Genomic DNA, 19,031 nt, shown 5'->3' with positions numbered 1-19,031 from the left:
AGTCACTGGATTTGTGCCTGATCCTGCGCTATCGGGGGCAAGCCCCCTCCCACATGTTTATCGGCGGCGCATCAGGTAGTAGGCTGCGGGAATGACGAACAGCGAGAGCAACGGCGCCGTCAGCATCCCGCCAATCATCGGCGCAGCAATCCGGCTCATCACCTCACTGCCGGTGCCGCTGCCCAGCAAAATCGGCAGTAGCCCGGCGATGATCACCGCCACCGTCATCGCCTTGGGCCGAACCCGCATGACTGCGCCTTCGGTGATGGCCGCCAATAGATTGCCATCGTTGCGCTCGGCCCAGGCGTTCTTCAGGTACAGCAGCATGATCACGCCGAACTCCGCCGACACCCCCGCCAGCGCGATAAAGCCCACGCCCGTGGCCACCGACAGGTTGAAGCCCAGCCAGTAAAGCAGCCACACGCCGCCGGTCAACGCGAACGGCAAGGTCGCCAGGATCAGCAACGCCTCCCCCACCCGGCGAAAGGTCAGGTACAGCAGTACAAAGATGATCAGCAAGGTGGCCGGCACCACCAGCTTCAGGCGCTGATTGGCGCGTTCGAGGAACTCGAACTGCCCCGAATAACTGAGGCTCATGCCCGGTTGCAGTTGCACCTGCTGGTTGATCGCCGCACGCAGGTCCCTGACCACCGAGGCCAGGTCACGATCACGCACGTCGATATAGACCCAGCCGGAAGGCCGCGCGTTTTCGCTCTTGAGCATCGGCGGACCATCATTGACCTTGATCCTGGCGACCGTGCCCAAAGTGATCTGGCTGCCCTGCGGCGTGTACACCGGCAGGTTGCGTAGCGCCTCCACCGAGTCGCGCCATTCCTTCGGGTAGCGCAGGCTGATGGGGAAACGCGCCAGGCCTTCCACGGTTTCGCCAATGGTTTCACCGCCCACCGCGCCCGATACGATGGACTGCACATCGCTGATGTTCAGCCCGTATTGCGCGGCGGCAGCACGGTCGATGTCGACATCGATGTAGCGCCCGCCGGTCAGGCGTTCGGCCAACGCCGAACTCACGCCCGGCACGGTCTTGGCGACTTTCTCCACGGCCTGGGTCACCGCATCGATCTGCATCAGGCGGGTGCCTGCGACCTTTACGCCAATCGGGCTCTTGACCCCGGTGGCCAGCATGTCGATGCGGTTGCGGATCGGCGGAATCCAGATATTGGTCAGGCCCGGCACCTGCACCACGCGGTCCAGCTCCTTGACCAGTTTGTCCGGGGTCATGCCGGGGCGCCATTGATCCTTGGGCTTGAACGCGATGGTGGTCTCGAACATCTCCAGCGGCGCCGGGTCGGTGGCGGTTTCGGCACGACCGGCCTTGCCAAATACGTGAGCGACTTCGGGCACGGTCTTGATCAGGCGGTCGGTGCGTTGCAGCAATTCACCCGCCGTCTGTGTCGACAAGCCCGGCAGCGCCGAAGGCATGTACAGCAAGTCGCCCTCATCCAGCGGCGGCAGGAATTCCCCGCCCAGTTTCGACACGGGCCACAGCGCGCTCGCCACCATCAGCAGCGCCACCAGCAAGGTCATGCGCGGCCAGCGCAGCACCGCCTCCAGCGCCGGCTGGTAGAGCTTGATCAGGCCGCGATTGAGCGGGTTGCGTTGCTCGTCGGGTATGCGTCCGCGAATCCAGTAGCCCATCAGCACCGGGACCAGGGTCACCGACAACCCGGCGGCGGCCGCCATGGCGTAGGTCTTGGTGTAGGCCAGCGGCCCGAACAGACGGCCTTCCTGGGCCTGCAAGGTGAACATCGGAATAAACGACAGCGTAATGATCAGCAGGCAGAAAAACAGCGCCGGGCCCACCTCGACCGCGGCGTCCGTCATCACCTTCCAGTGCTCATCGCCCTTGAGTTCCCGGCCGGGATGGGCGTGGTGCCAGGCTTCGATTTTCTTGTGGGCGTTTTCGATCATCACCACCGCCGCATCGACCATCGCGCCAATGGCGATCGCAATGCCGCCCAGGGACATGATGTTGGCGTTGATGCCCTGGAAACGCATGACGATAAACGCGATCAATACGCCCACCGGCAACGAGATGATCGCCACCAGGGACGAACGCAGGTGCCACAGGAAAATTCCGCACACCAGCGCCACCACCAGGAACTCTTCCAGCAGTTTATGGCTGAGGTTATCCACGGCACGGTCGATCAGCTTGCTGCGGTCGTAGGTGGTGACGATTTCAACACCGGGCGGCAGGCTGCTTTTCAACTGCTCGAGTTTGGTCTTGACCGCCGCGATGGCTTCCCGCGCATTCTTGCCGCTGCGCAGGATTACCACGCCGCCGACCGCTTCGCCCTCACCGTCCAGCTCACTGATGCCCCGGCGCAGGTCCGGGCCCAGCTGGATGTTCGCCACGTCGCCGAGGGTGACCGGCACATTGTTGGCGTCCAGGCGCAGCGGGATGGCACGGAAGTCGGAGAGATTCTTCAGGTAGCCGGAGGCGCGCACCACATACTCGGACTCGCCCAGGTTCAATACCGAGCCGCCGGCTTCCTGGTTGGCCTGGTCAATCGCTGCTTTCACCTGTACCTGGGTGATGCCGCGACTGGCCAGGGCCAGCGGATCGAGCTGCACCTGATATTGCTTGACCTGGCCGCCGATGGTAGCGACCTCCGCCACGTTTGGCAGGGTCTTGAGTTCGAACTTGAGGAACCAGTCCTGCAACGCGCGCAATTGCGCCAGGTCGTGCTGGCCGGTGGGGTCCACCAAGGCGTACTGGTAGATCCAGCCCACGCCGGTGGCGTCCGGCCCCAATGACGGTTTGGCTGATGCGGGCAGCCGCGCCTGCAACTGGCTGAGGTATTCCAGCACCCGCGAGCGCGCCCAGTACAGGTCGGTGCCTTCGTCGAACAACACGTACACGTAGCTGTCGCCGAAGAACGAAAAACCGCGCACGGTCTTGGCCCCCGGCACCGAGAGCATGGTGGTGGTCATCGGGTACGTGACCTGGTTCTCGACGATCTGCGGCGCCTGGCCCGGGTACGGGGTGCGGATGATCACCTGCACATCCGAGAGATCTGGCAAAGCGTCGACGGGTGTGTTCTGCACCGACCAGACACCCCACGCGGTGATGAACAAGGTGGCGAGCAGCACCAGAAAACGATTGGCCACCGACCAGCGAATCAACAGGGCGATCATGGCTGGGCTCCCGGCTGCATGTTCATCGCTGCTTCGGCCGCGGTGGCCGTAACGCCCTTGAGACTGGCCTCGGAGTCGAGCAGGAACTGCCCGGAGGCGACCACCTGCTGACCTTCCTGCAGGCCGCTGAGGATCACCGTGTGGTCCTGGTTTTCTACCCCGGTTTCAACCTCGACCGGACGATAGTGCCCGCCCTCCTCGGCCAGCATCACCAGCACGCGCTTGCCGGTGCGGATCAACGCTTCGCTGGGCACCTGCAACAGCGCTTGCCCGCCGGTCTGCGCCAGACTGACCTGGGCGGTCATGCCAGGGCGCAGGGCGCCGTCGGGGTTGGGCAGCTCGACCCGCACTTGCACAGTGCGGCTGTCCATGGCGGTGGCAGGCAAGATCGCGCTGACCGTGCCGTCGAGCGTCTTGCCCGGTAAACCGACAAAGTGGCTCTGCACCCGTTGCCCCACGTTCAACATTGCGCCTTGGGCTTCAGGCACGGCGACCTGCAACCACACCTGATCCAGGCCGTTGAACCGCGCCAGGGTCTGCCCCGGCGTCACCGTCATGCCTTCGCGCACCTCAAGGGTTTGCAGTGCGCCGCTGATCGGGCTGGTCACGGTCAGGACCGACTGCACCTGGCCGCTGCGCTCCATCTGCGCAATCAACCCCGCCGGCATCCCGCTCAGACGCAGGCGTTGGCGGGCAGCGTCGATCAAGCCGCGCTCGCCGCTGCGCCGCAGGGCCAGGAACTCTTCCTGGGCGGCCGCCCACTCGGGTATCAGCAGGTCCACCAATGGCGCGCCAGCCTTGAGCACATCCCCCGGTGCCCGTGCGTAGACCCGCTCGACAAACCCCGCCGCCCGCGCCTGCACCACCGCCACATCACGCTCGTTGAAGGCCAGAATGCCCGACAGCTCCAGGCGGGACGTCAGCACGCCGCGGCTCACGCTCGCCAGGCGCACGCCGATGTTCTGCGCCAGGCCTGGGTCAATCTGCACCGCCGGCGTGGCCGCCGGCGTGGCCGCCGATGCGGCCCCGTCGGCGTAGCGCGGCACCAACTGCATGTCCATGAACGGCGACTTGCCGGGCTTATCGAACTGTTGTTGCGGGAACATCGGGTCGTACCAGTACAGCGCCTGCCTGTCGGCCTTGGCGGGCATGGATGAGGCGCCGGGCTGCCACTGCGCCAGCCCGTAGCCCGCTCCCAGGCCCAGCAGCAATACAGCGGCCACGATTGAATTATTCATTGGCGGGTTCCCCATAGGCGAAATACAGCTGCGCACCGACCAGGGCGCGTTGCTCGATGGCATCGATCTGTTTGAAACGGGCTTCGACCAGTTCACGGCGCGCGTTGACCAGCGTCATCAAGTCGCCTTTGCCAGCGCGATAGCCGGCCAGGCTCAAGCTGACTTTTTCCTCGGCCAGCGGCACTAGGCTGTCCTGACTGCGCTGCACCGCACGGTCCAGGCGCTGGTAGTCGGCCAGGTCGTCATCGAGCATCTGGATATGCTCACGGGTAGCGGCTTCGCGCTCGGCGTCGAGTTGGTCCAACTCGGCCTGCTTGGCGGCGATGCCGGGGTTTTGTCGACGGCCGGGGAAGATCGGCAAGTCAAAGGTGAACTGCACGTTGACCATGTCACCGAACTCACGGCTGCGGTGCCCGTAATCGACCTCCCAACTCCAGTCCGAGGTCTTTTGCGCCTTGGCCTCCTGCAACCGCGCCTGCGCTTCACGGGTGCGCGGCACGTAGGCTTGCAGTGCCGGGTGCTGATGCAGGTTGTGGTTCAGGCTATGGGGGTCGAAGGTCCAGTCGGGCAGTTGCCCGCTGGGGGCTTCGTTGGCGGCCGGGCCGATCCAGCGCTTGAGCGCGGCGCGGGCCTGGGTACGTTGCTGGGTCAACTCATCTTCGCGCCCGGCAAGCTCCGCGGCTTCCTGCCGGGGGATGACCGCGTCGGCGGCCTGGCCACGGCCGCCGGCCAACTGCGCACGCACGGTGTCTTGCAACAGGCGGTTCTGTTGGTAGAAGTCCTTGAACAGGGCTTGCTTGCGCGCGACCGCATACGCACGAATCCACGCCTGGGCCGTGGCCTGGCGCACGTTGAGGCGCTCGATGCGCCCTTCGGCGGCCGCCCGCTCGACGGTTGCATCGGCCAGCTCGACCCGGGCCTTGCGCTTGTCGCGGCTAGGCACCTGTTGCTGGATGCCGATCATCTGTTGCGTCATCTCGTCGCCATACAACGTGCCGCGATTGGGCCCGCCAATGGGAAAGTCCTGCAGGCCGACCACCAGCTTCGGGTCAGGCAATTCGCCCGCCGGGATCGCCGCCTGGGTGGCGGCCTGCAACTTGGCCGACTCGGCCAGCAGCGACGGTGCATTGTTTTGCGCCAGGCGCAGGGCGTCGTCCAGGGTCAGCGCGTTCGCCAACGCCGGCCACGCCAGCACGCCCACCACCAGGGCGCGCATGTAGGAGGCATTCATGTTGAAAATTCCTGTTCCGTTGCGCTGTGCACCGCGTCAGGCGGCCCACAGCAAAACCATCCCGGTCAGGGGATGCGTCTTGAGGTGCAACAGGAATCAGGCCCGGGGTGGGCGCCAGACGCCGGACGGCGTGCGGTCGGGGATAAAATCGGAAGCGGTGCCGACGAGCAGCGGATGGGCCGGGGTCAAGGGAGCCTTGAGCAGCGGCAGGGAGAATTGCAGCACGCCACCGGTCTTGCATTCCTGACCGGGTTTACAGGCCTTGCCATGATCCGCGCCGTCCTGGCAGCAGTCAGGCGACATGTCGCTCATCATCGGCATGTCCGACATCTTCATCGGGCACGGCTCGGTGCTTGACGGCACCCCCGCCATCCCGGTCAGGGGAAGCGTGAGGCTCAACAACAGGACGAGGACTAAACGCAGAAGGCGGCTCATGGGGCGCGAGTCTAGCCAAGCGCGGGTTAAGCCACCATTAAACAAATGTGGGAGCGGAATTGCTCACGAACGGGGCGTGTCAGTCAACGCAGCAGTTGTTGACACACCCCGTTCGCGAGCAAGCCCGCTCCCACCAGGGATCGAGCCAGGCTCGGGATCAGTGCATGAAGATCGCAATCAGGATGATCACTGGGATAGGCACGCCGAGGAACCAGAGCAGTAATGAGCGCATGTTGTTCTCCTTGAATTGATTAACGAACGAAGTGTTCGGTTTCGACATACACCACGGCATCGCGGCGGCGACCGCCGAAGGTAGCGGCGAGGCTGGCGAAGAACGCACCGATCAACAGCGCGACAAAGGTCCACAGCGAGGTGTACGCAGCGACTTTGGCGGCGGTTTCGGCGGCTTGCTTGGCTTTGAGCTTGGCGTCTTCCACCGCTTTACGGGCATCGCCGTAGACTTTGTCGATACGCGCTTCGGCATCCGCCTGGCTGAGGTTGGTGCGCTGGCTGATCAGCTGTGCCAGGTAGGCACGGTCTTCTGGCGCAAGCTGACCGTCGTTGCTGAGGGTGCGGGTGAAGATGCGCGCTACCACACCGTGGGCGGCGTCATCGCTGACGGCGACCGGGCGATCATCACGGAACAGGCTGTCGACGTAGTAGTCGAAATCGCCACCGTTGACGCCTTTGGCGGCACTGCCGGCGGCTTGGGTGATACCACTGGCTGCACCGGCTGCAACGCTGGCGCCGGCTTTCACACCACCGCTGACCACACTGCCGACCGAACCGACTACCAGCACCGCCGTGATCAACGTGGCAACAGCCCAGGCCAGGAAGCCATGGGCGGTGTCGCGGAAGTACACCTCATCACCGTGCATATTGGCCCACTTCACACGCAACCGACCGGCGATGTAGCCACCCAGGCCGGATGCGACGATCTGGGTAAAGGCCAGCCAGACAATCGTGGAAATGCCCAGCCCTTTCGCGCTGATACCGCTGTCGGCCCACGGCGACACCGCCGAAAAGCCCAGGCCGAAGCCCAGCAGCACCAGGATCAGCGACAACGCAGCCGCGGCGGCGGCCCCGGCAAAAATCGCCCCCCAGGAAACCCCGGAGAGCGCGCTCGACTCTTGCAGCGTGGATGAGGATGTGATCATTGTTGTTTTGCTCCAAGGCAGAAAAATAGTGTTACAAGTCTCAAAACAGACAGTGCAGGCACCATGCCAGTCGGCGCAAAAAATAAATCCCTTACATTTCAGATAGTTAAGTAAATTGAACTAACCTGATCCATGCAACTTGCAAGAAATGGCGGTTTGAAGCGGGCGTTATGCACTCCCCGGCCCGGCGATGAAATCTGTGTCAGTTTTGCCAACATGAAGTTTTATTTAGGAAGCATTCAGCCATTTCTTGGCAAAATGCCCCCACTTCTGTAGGAGCCGGCTTACCGGCGATTGCGGTCTTCCAGTGTAAAGGTAATCCCATGACCCGAATTTTGACCATCGAGGATGACGCCGTAACGGCCCGCGAGATTGTCGCCGAGCTGAGTAGCCATGGACTGGATGTAGATTGGGTAGACAACGGCCGCGAAGGCCTGGTCCGCGCCGTGAGCGGCGATTACGACCTGATCACCCTCGACCGCATGCTGCCGGAACTCGATGGCCTGGCCATCGTCACCACCCTGCGCACCATCGGCGTCTCCACGCCGATCCTGATGATCAGCGCCCTCTCCGATGTGGACGAACGTGTGCGTGGCCTGCGTGCCGGCGGTGATGACTACCTCACCAAACCGTTCGCCTCGGATGAAATGGCGGCGCGCGTCGAAGTGCTGCTGCGGCGCAAAAGCACGGTCCAGGAATTCGAAACCGCCCTGCGCGTGGCCGATCTGGAACTGAACCTGATCAGCCGCGAAGCCAGCCGCGCCGATCAACCCCTGAGCCTGCTGCCCACCGAATACAAGCTACTGGAATTCCTGATGCGCAACACCGGGCAGATCCTGTCGCGAATGATGATCTTCGAGGAAGTCTGGGGCTATCACTTCGACCCGGGTACCAACCTTATCGACGTGCACATCGGCCGTCTGCGCAAAAAGATCGACCCACCGGGCCTCCCGCCGCTGATCCGCACGGTGCGAGGCTCCGGTTATGTCATTGCTGAACCCCTCTAAGGGCTGGCGCTCTTCCAGCAGCCGTTTGCTGGCGCTGTACAGCTCGCTGTTCGTGGCCTGGAGCTGCATCCTCATGGGGGTGCTGTATTACGAGGTGTCCGGTTACCTGGGCGACCTGTCGCGCCACTCCCTGATGCAACGCCAGCACCTGTTCCAGCGCTTCGACGGCGAAGAACTGGTGGAAGCCCTGACCACCAGCATGACCTTCGACATGAAGGGTGTGGATGCCTACGGCCTGTTCGATGAGCAATTCCGCCCCTTGAGCGGGCCGATCCGCGCGGTGCCGCCGGACCTGCCCCTGGACGGCAAGATCCACGCCCTGGTCAATTGTGTCGAGTCCGACGACCCCAAGTTGCCCAAGGACAGCTGCGATGCCGTGGCCACCCACACCGAAGACGGCCGCTGGCTGGTGCTGGTGCGGGCCAACGGCTCACTGTTCGGTGTGACCCGCATCATCTGGCACGCCCTGCTCTGGGCACTGTCCCTGACAATTATTCCGGGCGCCGCCGGCTGGCACCTGTTGCGCCGCCGCCCGTTGCGGCGAATCCGTGGGATCCAGGCCAGTGCCGAAGCCATCGTCGCCGGCGACCTGACTCACCGCCTGCCACTGTCCAACCGACGTGACGAACTGGACATGCTCGCGGCCATCGTCAACGCCATGCTCGACCGTATCGAGAAGCTGATGAACGAGGTCAAGGGCGTGTGCGACAACATCGCCCATGACCTGCGCACCCCGCTGACGCGCCTGCGTGCGCAGCTGTATCGCATCAAACAGGAGGCCGAAGCAGAGTCTGGCTACGCGGTGAAACTGGACGACGCGATTGCCGAGACCGACACCCTGATGGCGCGTTTTCGCGGGCTGTTGCGTATCTCCGAGCTGGAAGACCATCAGCGTCGCTCAGGTTTCCTGGTCATGGACCCGTTGCCGCTACTGCGCGAATTGCACGACTTCTACCTGCCCCTGGCCGAGGAAGGCGAGCTGCAACTGAAGCTCGAAACCCCGGAGTCCCTGCCGTGGATCACCGGCGACCGCGCCCTGTTGTTCGAAGCCCTGGCCAACCTGCTGAGCAACTCGATCAAGTTCTCCCCACCGGGCGGCACGGTGATCCTGCGCGGGGTCAATGATGCGGGCAGCACGCGCATCGAAGTGCACGACTCCGGGCCGGGCATACCGGCGGCGGAGCGGGATGCGGTATTCCAGCGTTTCTATCGGGTGGATGAAAGCGACCAGCAAGGCGGGTTCGGCTTGGGCCTGTCGATTGTGGCGGCGATCATCAACTTGCATGGGTTCAAGTTGGACGTGGGTACGAGCGAACAAGGCGGCGCCCGGTTAGTCCTGGAGTGCCGCCAGCAACTGATGCCCGAGGCCTGAGACCACTGGTGTCCCAATATGGGAGGGGACTTGCCCTTCCCACATTGGACTGGATCAGGCCGGGAAGTTGGCGCGCAGGGCCTCAAGGCCACCGCTGTAGACACCGGCAAACAATTCCTCCACCGCCGCATCCGTAGTCCCCGCCACCGGCGTGAACACACCTGACCAGGTCACTTTCGCTGACGCCTCGCCCAGCGCCTCGACCTGCAACGTCGCCAGGTACGCACTCACCGGAAACGGCGACTGCTCGATGGTATAGCTGTAGGTACGCCCGACGTTATCAAAGCGCTGCAAACGCTCGACGACCACTGCGCCATCCGCCGTTTGCAGGTGACGCACACGGCCGCCATCGCCCGCCTCGCTTTTGACAATAAACGGCAACCAGTCCGGCAGGCCGTCGAAGCCGCCGACCAATTGCCAGACCTGATCGGCCGACACCGGGATTTCAATCACAGAAGACGCTGTTGCCACGATAAATACTCCAGAAAATGAAAAACAACTCAGATCGCCATGCTGTCGACCACACCACCGTCGACGCGCAATGCAGCCCCTGTGGTCGCAGAAGAAAGCGGTGAAGCAATGTACGCCACCAGGTTGGCGACTTCATCCACATTCGCCGCCCGCTGGATGATCGACGTCGGCCGCGCATTGCGCACAAACACATCCGCCTCATCCCGCGCACTGCGCCCGGATTTTTGTGTGGCTTCCTTGAGCATCTGCTCCAGGCCGTCGGTAAAGGTCGGGCCGGGCAGCACGGCGTTCACCGTCACTCCCGTGCCCGCCAGGCGCTTGGCCAGGCCATGGGACACCGCCAGGTTGGCGCTTTTGGTCACGCCGTAATTGATCATGTCCGCCGGTGTCGCCACGCCAGACTCCGACGACACGAAGATCACCCGACCCCAGCCCTGCCCGACCATGCCCGGCACATAATGCCGCGCCAGGCGCACGCCGGAGATCACATTGACCTCATAGAAACGTGTCCATTCGCTGTCCGGGGCCTCGAAAAAATCCACATCGTTGAAGATGCCCAGGTTGTTGACCAGGATGTCGGCACACGGTTCGGCGGCAAACAGTTTCTCTGCGCCCTCTGCGGTGCCAAGGTCAGCCACCAGCCCACGCAGGTCTGCGCCCGGGACAGCCTGACGGATGCTCGCCAGTGCATCGTCGACCTTGCCGGCTTCACGTCCGATCACCACCACCGTGGCGCCAGAGGCTGCAAGCGCCTGGCTGATTCCCAGGCCTATGCCGGCGGTACTGCCGCTGACAATCGCTACTTTACCGCTCACATCAATTTTCATCGGTTGAACTCCTGAATTTAAAGCGGCAGGGGCGCACGGTCCGAAACCAGTCGGGCCTCGCGCAGGGCCTGCCAGAAGGCTGCCGGGATCTGTTCAGACAACGCCGCGACGTCTTCGGCAATCCGCCCCGGACGACTGGCACCTGGAATCACTGCGGCCACCGCCGGATGGGCTAGGGAGAATTGCAGCGCGGCGGCTTTCACGCTCACGCCGACCCCCTGGGCAATCGCCTTGATCTGCTCGACGTTGTGGATAATCGCCGGGCTCGCTGGCTGATACTCGAAGTGCGCGCCACCGGCGAGGACGCCGGAGCTGTAGGGGCCACCGACGACGATCTCGACGCTCTGTGCCAGGGCCGCATCCATCAGGCGTTGCAGGGCGCGGTCGTGGTCCAGCAGCGTGTAGCGGCCGGCCAGCAAAAAGCCGTCGGGCTGGGCTTCGGTAAGGTCCAGGGTCAGTTCGCACGGCTCGACGCGGTTCACGCCCAGGCCCCAGGCCTTGATCACACCCTCTTCGCGCAGACGGGTCAGCACTTTGAAGGCACCGGTGCGGGCCTGGTTGAAATACTCCAGCCACTGGTCGCCGTAGAAGTCCTGGGCGATGTCATGGATCCACACGATGTCCAGCCGATCGGTTTTCAAGCGAGTCAGGCTGTCTTCAATCGAACGCAGTGTGGCATCGGCGCTGTAGTCGTTGAGCATCTTGTTCGGGCGACCGTGTTCGAACACACCGCTTTTTTCGCCGAGGTCGCGAACACGTCGGCCGCGCCGCCGAACGCCTGCACATCTCCCAATCGCCGCTGAGCCGGCAGATCGCCCAGCTCGAAGAACGCCTGGGCCTGACCCTGTTCGAACGCAGCCAGCAACGCATCCGCCTGACCCGTGACGGCCAGACGTTCCTGGCAGAAACCAAGGCGCTGCTGACCCACGCCAACCGCCTGGAATCACTGGGCAAGCGCCTGGGCCGCGGTGAAGAAGGTGGCCTGTGCATCGGCTATATCGAAAACGCCATGCATGCCAGTGTGCTGCCCAACGCGCTGCGGGTACTGCGCGACGACCGGCCGAACGTGCACATCAAGCTGTATAACCTGCCGTCCCTCGAACAACTCGAAGGCCTGCGCCAACGCAGCCTGGATATCGCCCTGGTTGGCGAACCGCCGGCTGCGGATGATCCGGACCTGATCGCACTGCAAGTGTTGGACGAGCCGATGCTGCTGGCGTTGCCCGAGCACCATCCCCTCGCACACCTGAGTGAACTGTTGCCCGAACACCTGGCCGACCAGGAGTGGATCGGCGTGCAGCGCAAACCCGGCGCCAACCCCGCCGACGACTTTGTCGCCGCCTGCATCCGCGCCGGCTTCACCCCGCAGATCCCAATGGAAGCCGGTGAACCCTTTACCGCGTTGGGTTTGGTGGCTTCAGGGCTGGGCGTGGCGATGGTACAAAAAGGCCTGAGTCGCAATGCACCACCCGGTGTGGTGTTGCGGGAGTTGCCGTGGCTGAGCTACACCACGCCGCTGTGGGCGGCGTGGCATCGGGTCAATTTGCGGCCGTTGGTGGAGACGTTCAGGAAGGTGTTGACCGAGGCTTAAGCAACTCGTCCTGTACCTGTCAGAAGTGACAGTTGTGCGTCCATCGAACCGGGCGTTTACTGGTGATCAGGGACTGTGGGGTTCACCCCCAGAGGGTCATTCTGTCAGCCAGGGAGGTCCGGATTATGCAACGTTTGTTGAGACAACTGATTGCACCGATGGTGTTGAGTGTGGGTGTGTTGCTTTGCGGGTATGGATTGAGTGCCAGTGCGGCGACCTACGTGCCTTCAGCTTTTCCGGCCGGGCCGCAATGTGAGACGGTTTGGGTAAACGACAGTGAACAAACTGTCGGAAAATGCAATTCGGCCACCCCCAGTGCCAATGCCATCCCATGGTACTCGTCGACACTGGCAGGTCCCCAGCAAGCCCTGGCGCCGTTGTCCTCACGGAAACCTTGTGAGGTGAGCGCTATTTCCAACAATGGTGGTTGGGTGGTAGGCAATTGTGCCAATGCCAATAATCTGTTTTTCGCCGTGTTGTGGAATGCAGCGACACCAGGTATCACGCCGATCACCCTGGCTCCGCTACCGGCCAGGTGGTTGTTGCTGATTCAAGTGCGCCCTGCTGATACGCAAACAGCACCCACTGCACAGAACCGCAATGGAGCCGTCCTAGCGGTGAGCCTGAGTGCGGATATTGACGCAACTGTGGTGGTTTATAGCGCAGGCAGCACTACTCCCCAACGCGTATCAGACTGGGGCGACAACTGTTATGGCGTCGACTTGACGGAAACCTTGACCAATGGTTGGCCGCGCATTCTCTTGAATTGCCCAGGACCAAGTGGCAAGCCTGTTCTCACCCTGGCCACTTGGAGTACAGGCAGCAATCAGTACGTGTTAACACCGGCGTCGCTACCAGCGGGTGCACTTGACTGCGAGGGGGTCGACATGAATGACCAGGGTCAATTCGTTGGCACCTGCACGTTTCCAGGAACCGCCGCCGACACCCAACAAACCGCATTCTGGAGTACCGCAAGCAGCACGCCTTTACTGTTGACGATGCCCTTGAACGCGCAAAACCACGCGGTGGCAATCAACAACCTTGGGCATGTATTGGCCTATGGCAATGACCCTACGGGATTTCAGAGACCTCTTTACTGGAACGACCCCACAAATTCCTTCAGCGTGCAGTCCATTCCCCCGCTACCTGGTAGCGATGTGGTTCAAGTGGCTGCCTTTGCCGATAACGACACCGTCGCCCTGAATTGCGTGAACAGCAGCGAATACCCAACCGGCTGCTATTGGACTCCATTGCTGGGAACAGTCCCCATATCGCCCATTTCAGGCGGGCTGGCGAGCTACTTGAACGCTATTTCACCCGCAGGCACCTATGTAGTCGGGTCGGCGACCGGCGCCACCTTCAACTTCACTGCGGTGGGGGCCAAGTTGCCATGAAGCCAAGAAAAAGCGTTATTCAGGTCCTATGGACAACATTCAGGCTCAATACCCGTGAGCTGTGCCTTGCGGCATCGATCTGCTTTGGAGTCAGCGTGGTTACGGGTGTGACTGCAGCACCACTCTATAGCCCGGAAAAAAATAGATTTTTTTTGAATAATAGGTACGTCCATAAGGGCGCTATCAGAGACAGTGATGTAATAGCTGAAAATCTGACGGCACTGCCGCGATTTCTGGGTTCTTTTACTAAATTGCCAGGGAACTCGCTATACACTAACAAACAACATCCATAAGTCCGGCGAATCCAATGAAAAATGCCCCCTCAATTCCAGGAGAACTGCTCCCGCAACCGAAACCACATCATCCCCAACGCCAACAACGGTGACCGCAATGCCTTCCCCCCCGGAAAGGTCATATGCGGCACTTGGCTGAAAATATCCAGGCCCGTGCTGTGTCCGCCATGAATACCTTCGGCCAGCAGCCTCGCACACCAGTGCGTCACGTTCAACCCATGCCCGGAATAGCCCTGGGCATAAAACACATTAGGGTACTGCTTCAACCGCCCCACCTGCGGAAAGCGGTTGGCGGTAATACCGATCTTGCCGCCCCACTGAAACTCAATGGTGGTCTGGGCCAGTTGCGGGAACACCTTGAGCATTTTCGGCTGCATATAAGCGGCGATGTCCACCGGATCGCGGCCGGAGTAATGACAGGCGCCGCCGAATAACAGGCGGCGGTCAGCGGACAATCGGTAGTAATCCAGGCCGACTTTCTGGTCGCACAGCGCCAGGTTCTGCGGGATCAACTGGTTGGCCACATCTTCCGACAACGGCTCGGTGGCGATGATGTAGCTGCCCGCCGGGAGCACCTTGCCGCTCAGGCGCGGTTCCAGTTCCTCCAGATGGGCATTGCAGGCCAGCACCAGGTGGTCGGCGCGTACCGTGCCGCCTGAGCAGCGCACTTGCACCGTGTCGCCGTGGATCAGTTCAAGCACCTCAGTGTGCTCGAAGATCCGCACTCCAAGAGACTCGGCCAACTGCGCTTCACCCAGCACCAGATTCAACGGGTGAAGGTGCCCGGAGCCCATGTCCACCAGGCCGCCGGCATACACCGACGAGCCCACCACTTGCTGCATATCCTGCGGACCCACCAGGCGGGTTTCGTGGGCATACCCGAGCGCTGCCAGGTGCGCCTGCTCGCCCTTGAACGCGGCGAACTGCGCGGGCGTGTTCGCCAATTCACAAAAGCCCCAGCGCAGGTCGCAGTCAATGCCGTGTTCGCGAATGCGCTCACCCACCAGCGCCACCGACTCGATACCGGCACGCTCCAGGTAACGCACGCCCTCCTCGCCCACGTACTTGGCAAACCCCGACACGTCATGGCCGATGCCGCGAATCAGTTGCCCGCCGTTGCGCCCGCTGGCGCCCCAGCCGATGCGCCGGGCTTCCAGCAGGATCACCGAGAGCCCGCGTTGCGCCAGCTCGATGGCGGTGTTGACGCCGGTGAAGCCGCCGCCGATCACGCACACATCGGCGGTCAGGTCGCCGCCCAGTGCGGGGCGCTCGGGCATGGCGTTGGCCGTAGCCCGGTAGTAAGACCGGGCGTGGTCGGTTGACTGCATCATTTGTTGGTCTTCACTTTGCTCCAGGCGCGGGTCATCAGGCGCATGGTCGCCGGGGTCGGCGTGGTCGAAATGTAGAGTTTGTCGAGCACCGCCTGCGGCGGGTACACCTCGGGGTTGTTCACCAGTTCCGGGGCCATGAACGCCTTGGCCGCCGGGTTGGCGTTGGCATAGCCCACCGAGGCGCTGACCTTGGCGATCACCTCAGGATCGAGCAGGTAATTGATAAACGCATGAGCTTCCTTGGGGTTGCTCGCATCGGCGGGAATCGCCAGCAGGTCGAACCACAGGTTGGAACCTTCCTTGGGAATCGAATAGGCGATGTTCACGCCGTTCTTGGCCTCCCTGGCGCGGTTGGCGGCCTGGAACACGTCGCCGGAATACCCGAACGCCACGCAGATATCACCGTTGGCCAGGTCCGAGATGTACTTGGAGGAATGGAAGTAGGTGATGTACGGCCGCAGCGTCAGCAGCTTGGCCTCGGCCTGCTTGTAGTCCTGCGGGTTCTCGCTGCGCGGGTCCTTGCCCATGTAGTTGAGGATCGCCGGGAACAGCTCATCTGCCGAATCGAGGAAGGCCACGCCGCACTGGTTGAGCTTCTTGATGTTCTCCGGTTCGAACAGCACCGCCCATGAATCGATGTGGTCGATGCCCAGCACCTGCTTGACCTTGTCGACGTTGTAGCCGATGCCATTGGTGCCCCACAGGTACGGCACCGAATGCGCGTTACCCGGATCGTTTTTCTCCAGCAGCGCGAGCAGCTTGGGGTCGAGGTTCCTGAAGTTGGGCAATTGCGCACGATCCAACGTGAGGAACGCGCCGGCCTTGACCTGGCGCGCCAGGAAGTGATTCGACGGCACCACCACGTCATAACCGGTGCGGCCGGCGAGCAACTTGCCTTCCAGGGTTTCGTTGGAGTCGAACACATCGTAGATCGGCTTGATCCCGGTCTTGGCCTGGAAGTCGGCCAGGGTGGTCTCGCCGATATAGTCGGTCCAGTTATAAATACTGACTGTCGGCGCCGCCTGGCCGCCAGCGCTGAACGCGGCCATCAGGGCCAGCGGGAGAAGCTGTTTCACTAGACGCATATCGACACCCCTTTATTGGTTTTTTAGACGCTCAACAGCAGGAACTCACGCTCCCAGGAACTGATCACCCGCTTGAAATTCTCGTGCTCGGCGCGTTTGACCGCGACGTAGCCGCGCACGAATTTATCGCCCAGGTACTGCTTGACCGTGTCGCAGTCCTCCATGCGTGCCAGCGCATCCTCGAGGGTGAACGGCAGGCGCAGGTTACGACGCTCGTAGGCGCGGCCTTCCACCGCTGCGCTCGGTTCGATCTGCTCGACCATGCCCAGGTAGCCACACAGCAGACTAGCCGCAATCGCCAGATACGGATTGGCATCGGCGCCGGGCAGGCGGTTTTCCACGCGCATGGCGTCCGCGCTGGAAGTAGGCACGCGCAGGCCGACGGTGCGGTTTTCTTCGCCCCACTCGACATTGACCGGCGCCGAAGTGTCCGGCAGGAAGCGGCGGAACGAGTTCACGTTGGGCGCGAACATCGGCAGCAGCTTGGGGATGTACTTCTGCAGGCCCCCGATGTGATGCAGGAACAACGGGCTCTTGTTGCCTTCGGCGTCGACGAACACCGGTTTGCCGGTGGCTATGTCGACCACACTCTGGTGCAGGTGCATGGCGCTGCCCGGCTCGTCGGCCACCGGTTTGGCCATGAAGGTCGCAGCCACGTTGTGCTTGAGCGCGGCCTCGCGCAGGGTGCGCTTGAACACGGTGATCTGGTCGGCCAGGTCGAGGGCGTCGCCATGGCGGAAGTTGATTTCCATCTGCGCCGGGCCGTCCTCGTGGATCAACGTATCGAGGTCCAGGCCCTGGGCTTCGCACCAGTCGTAGACGTCTTCGAACAACGGGTCGAATTCGTTGGCGGCGTCGATGGAAAACGACTGGCGGCCTGTCTCCGCGCGGCCGGAGCGGCCAATGGGGGTTTTCAGCGGCAGGTCCGGGTCTTCGCAGCGCTGGGTCAGGTAGAACTCCATTTCCGGCGCGACAATCGGCTGCCAGCCTTTGTCGGTGTAGAGCTGCAGGACTTTCTTCAGCACATTGCGTGGCGACAGCTCGATGGGGTTGCCCTGTTTGTCGAAGGTGTCGTGGATCACGATCGCGGTGGGCTCGATGGCCCATGGCACCACATAAGTGGCGTGGGCCACCGGGCGACAGACCATGTCGATGTCGGCGGGGTCGAGCAGGTCGTAGTAGATCTCGTCGTCGACAAAGTCCCCGGTTACCGTTTGCAGCAGCACACTTTCCGGCAGGCGCATGCCTCGCTCATGCAGGAACTTATTGGTGGGCGCAATCTTGCCGCGGGCGATGCCAGTCAAATCACTGATCACGCATTCGACTTCGGTAATCTTGTGTTCTTTCAGCCAGGCGGACAGCTGATCGAAGGGGGCGTTCATAAGGACCTCGTCATGGGTTGGGTGCATGCACCGGCTTGTACTCCTGGCGCATTGAGGTCTATCTTGAGGCCGCCGCACCCCGGCATCTATCCACTTTGCACGCACCACAACGCACCAATAGAGTGCGCCCAGGCTTCCCATGACACAGGCAACCGCTTTGCGCGTACAGGCCTTCACCACCGGTGATGTGGCCGCTCAATGCAGTGCGACACCCGGCTGGGTGCAGCAGTACCAACAGATGTCCCCGGGGCATTTTGCCGGGCGCATCCGCTACCTCGACCTGCAAGGCGTGGAGGTGTACGAAGAGAGCATGAACACCCGCGTCGAACAGCATTTCAATGCGCCCGCCGGCTCCCTGGCGTTCTGTTTCGACGGCAGCGACAACGCGCTGTACCTGCTCAATGGCGAAAGCCGCAACACCTGGATCACCCCGGAAAACTATCGTGAAGTAGCGGTGGTGTTCGGCCCGCAGTTCGTGCAGCGCCATGGGTTGGAGGTGGCGACGCTGGAAGGTTTGTTCATGGCGCCGCTGACCGGCCAGCAGAACGCGTTGTTCGCCCGTTGGCTCAGTGGCACGCTGACACGCTTGTCCACGGTCAGCGACCCCGCCGCGCTTATCCAGCAATTGCTCGACGATTGCCTGTTCATCCTCGACAACGCCTGCGTGTGCCTGGACCGCAGCTCCTTGCAGCGCCGCAACGAAGAACGCCGGCTGATGGCGCGCATCGGCGAATGGGCAGCAGACGCGCCGGACGAAACGGTCAACCTGCTGGAACTGGCGCAGATTGCCGGGGTGCCGTTGCGCCAATTGCAACAGGGGTTCAAGACCTACACCGGAATGAGCCCGGCGCAGTGGTTGCGCTTGCGCAGGTTGAATGGGGCGCGGCGGGAGTTGCTCAATTCAACCGGGACCACCGTGGCCGAGGTGGCGATGAATTGGTCGTTCTGGCATTTGGGGCGGTTTTCCAATAGCTACCGGGCGTTGTTCAAAGAACTGCCGAGCGAGACCCTGAAGCGTTCCGTTTGAAATCCAATCCAAATGGTGGGAGGGGGCTTGCCCC

At 62.4% G+C, this 19,031-nt stretch carries 14 protein-coding genes and 2 pseudogenes; 5 read left to right on the top strand and 11 right to left on the bottom strand.

Annotated features, from left to right (window positions below; genetic code table 11):
• Positions 1–57: 57 nt before the first annotated feature.
• The 5 genes from AC3WP7_RS28045 to AC3WP7_RS28025 form a co-directional block, all read right to left on the bottom strand.
• A complete protein-coding gene (locus AC3WP7_RS28045; protein ID WP_102592861.1) occupies positions 58–3,156 on the bottom strand; it encodes an efflux RND transporter permease subunit in 3,099 nt (1,032 codons plus the stop codon).
• Positions 3,153–4,394: an efflux RND transporter periplasmic adaptor subunit gene (locus tag AC3WP7_RS28040; RefSeq protein WP_256579977.1), complete on the bottom strand. Its 1,242-nt coding sequence runs from the start codon at positions 4,392–4,394 to the stop codon at positions 3,153–3,155. The genes AC3WP7_RS28045 and AC3WP7_RS28040 overlap by 4 nt, the downstream gene beginning before the upstream one ends.
• On the bottom strand, positions 4,387–5,625 hold the full coding sequence (locus AC3WP7_RS28035; protein WP_093126950.1) for a TolC family protein: 1,239 nt from the start codon (positions 5,623–5,625) through the stop codon (positions 4,387–4,389). The genes AC3WP7_RS28040 and AC3WP7_RS28035 overlap by 8 nt, the downstream gene beginning before the upstream one ends.
• 96 nt (positions 5,626–5,721) lie before the next feature.
• On the bottom strand, positions 5,722–6,060 hold the full coding sequence (locus tag AC3WP7_RS28030) for a hypothetical protein (RefSeq protein WP_102592859.1): 339 nt from the start codon (positions 6,058–6,060) through the stop codon (positions 5,722–5,724).
• A 251-nt stretch (positions 6,061–6,311) separates the two neighbouring features.
• Positions 6,312–7,217, bottom strand: a complete 906-nt coding sequence (locus AC3WP7_RS28025; RefSeq protein ID WP_071490068.1) for a hypothetical protein — start codon at positions 7,215–7,217, stop codon at positions 6,312–6,314.
• A gap of 323 nt (positions 7,218–7,540) precedes the next feature.
• Between AC3WP7_RS28025 and AC3WP7_RS28020 the strand changes: the two genes are divergently transcribed.
• Both AC3WP7_RS28020 and AC3WP7_RS28015 read left to right on the top strand, forming a co-directional pair.
• Complete coding sequence (locus AC3WP7_RS28020; protein WP_071490069.1) at positions 7,541–8,224, top strand: response regulator transcription factor; 684 nt, start codon at positions 7,541–7,543, stop codon at positions 8,222–8,224.
• Positions 8,202–9,596, top strand: a complete 1,395-nt coding sequence (locus AC3WP7_RS28015; RefSeq protein ID WP_071490070.1) for a sensor histidine kinase — start codon at positions 8,202–8,204, stop codon at positions 9,594–9,596. Before AC3WP7_RS28020 ends, AC3WP7_RS28015 begins: the two co-directional genes overlap by 23 nt.
• A gap of 54 nt (positions 9,597–9,650) precedes the next feature.
• Here AC3WP7_RS28015 and AC3WP7_RS28010 read toward each other — a convergent pair whose 3' ends face one another.
• The 3 genes and pseudogenes from AC3WP7_RS28010 to AC3WP7_RS28000 all read right to left on the bottom strand — a co-directional run.
• Positions 9,651–10,067: an SRPBCC family protein gene (locus AC3WP7_RS28010; RefSeq protein WP_092245592.1), complete on the bottom strand. Its 417-nt coding sequence runs from the start codon at positions 10,065–10,067 to the stop codon at positions 9,651–9,653.
• 29 nt (positions 10,068–10,096) lie between these two features.
• Positions 10,097–10,894: an SDR family NAD(P)-dependent oxidoreductase gene (locus tag AC3WP7_RS28005; RefSeq protein ID WP_093126935.1), complete on the bottom strand. Its 798-nt coding sequence runs from the start codon at positions 10,892–10,894 to the stop codon at positions 10,097–10,099.
• 17 nt (positions 10,895–10,911) lie between these two features.
• Positions 10,912–11,649 (bottom strand): annotated as a pseudogene (locus AC3WP7_RS28000) (aldo/keto reductase); the annotation flags it as partial.
• Between AC3WP7_RS28000 and AC3WP7_RS27995 the strand changes: the two are divergent.
• Together AC3WP7_RS27995 and AC3WP7_RS27990 are read left to right on the top strand one after the other, a co-directional pair.
• A pseudogene (locus AC3WP7_RS27995) lies at positions 11,646–12,485 on the top strand (LysR family transcriptional regulator); the annotation flags it as partial. The pseudogenes AC3WP7_RS28000 and AC3WP7_RS27995 overlap by 4 nt on opposite strands.
• A gap of 125 nt (positions 12,486–12,610) precedes the next feature.
• Positions 12,611–13,879 (top strand): hypothetical protein, encoded by a 1,269-nt coding sequence (locus AC3WP7_RS27990; protein WP_092245599.1) that lies wholly within the window; start codon positions 12,611–12,613, stop codon positions 13,877–13,879.
• 322 nt (positions 13,880–14,201) lie between these two features.
• Here the strand turns inward: AC3WP7_RS27990 and AC3WP7_RS27985 are convergent, their stop codons facing one another.
• Genes AC3WP7_RS27985 through AC3WP7_RS27975 form a run of 3 tightly spaced genes read right to left on the bottom strand, consistent with a single transcriptional unit; the run spans position 14,202 to position 17,970 of the window.
• Positions 14,202–15,503, bottom strand: coding sequence for an NAD(P)/FAD-dependent oxidoreductase (locus AC3WP7_RS27985; RefSeq protein WP_093513628.1), 1,302 nt, complete (start codon positions 15,501–15,503; stop codon positions 14,202–14,204).
• Positions 15,500–16,588: a polyamine ABC transporter substrate-binding protein gene (locus AC3WP7_RS27980; protein WP_092245605.1), complete on the bottom strand. Its 1,089-nt coding sequence runs from the start codon at positions 16,586–16,588 to the stop codon at positions 15,500–15,502. The genes AC3WP7_RS27985 and AC3WP7_RS27980 overlap by 4 nt, the downstream gene beginning before the upstream one ends.
• Positions 16,589–16,611: 23 nt before the next feature.
• Positions 16,612–17,970 (bottom strand): glutamine synthetase family protein, encoded by a 1,359-nt coding sequence (locus AC3WP7_RS27975; protein ID WP_092245609.1) that lies wholly within the window; start codon positions 17,968–17,970, stop codon positions 16,612–16,614.
• 139 nt (positions 17,971–18,109) lie between these two features.
• On the opposite strand from AC3WP7_RS27975, the gene AC3WP7_RS27970 reads away from it, so the two are divergent.
• The gene (locus AC3WP7_RS27970; protein WP_093126920.1) at positions 18,110–18,997 is read left to right on the top strand and encodes a helix-turn-helix domain-containing protein; all 888 of its coding nucleotides are present in this window, start codon (positions 18,110–18,112) and stop codon (positions 18,995–18,997) included.
• The last annotated feature ends 34 nt before the right edge of the window (positions 18,998–19,031 follow it).

The sequence above is a fragment of the Pseudomonas sp. FW305-3-2-15-C-LB1 genome (genome assembly GCF_058787615.1).
This window is presented reverse-complemented; position numbering and strand designations above follow the sequence as displayed.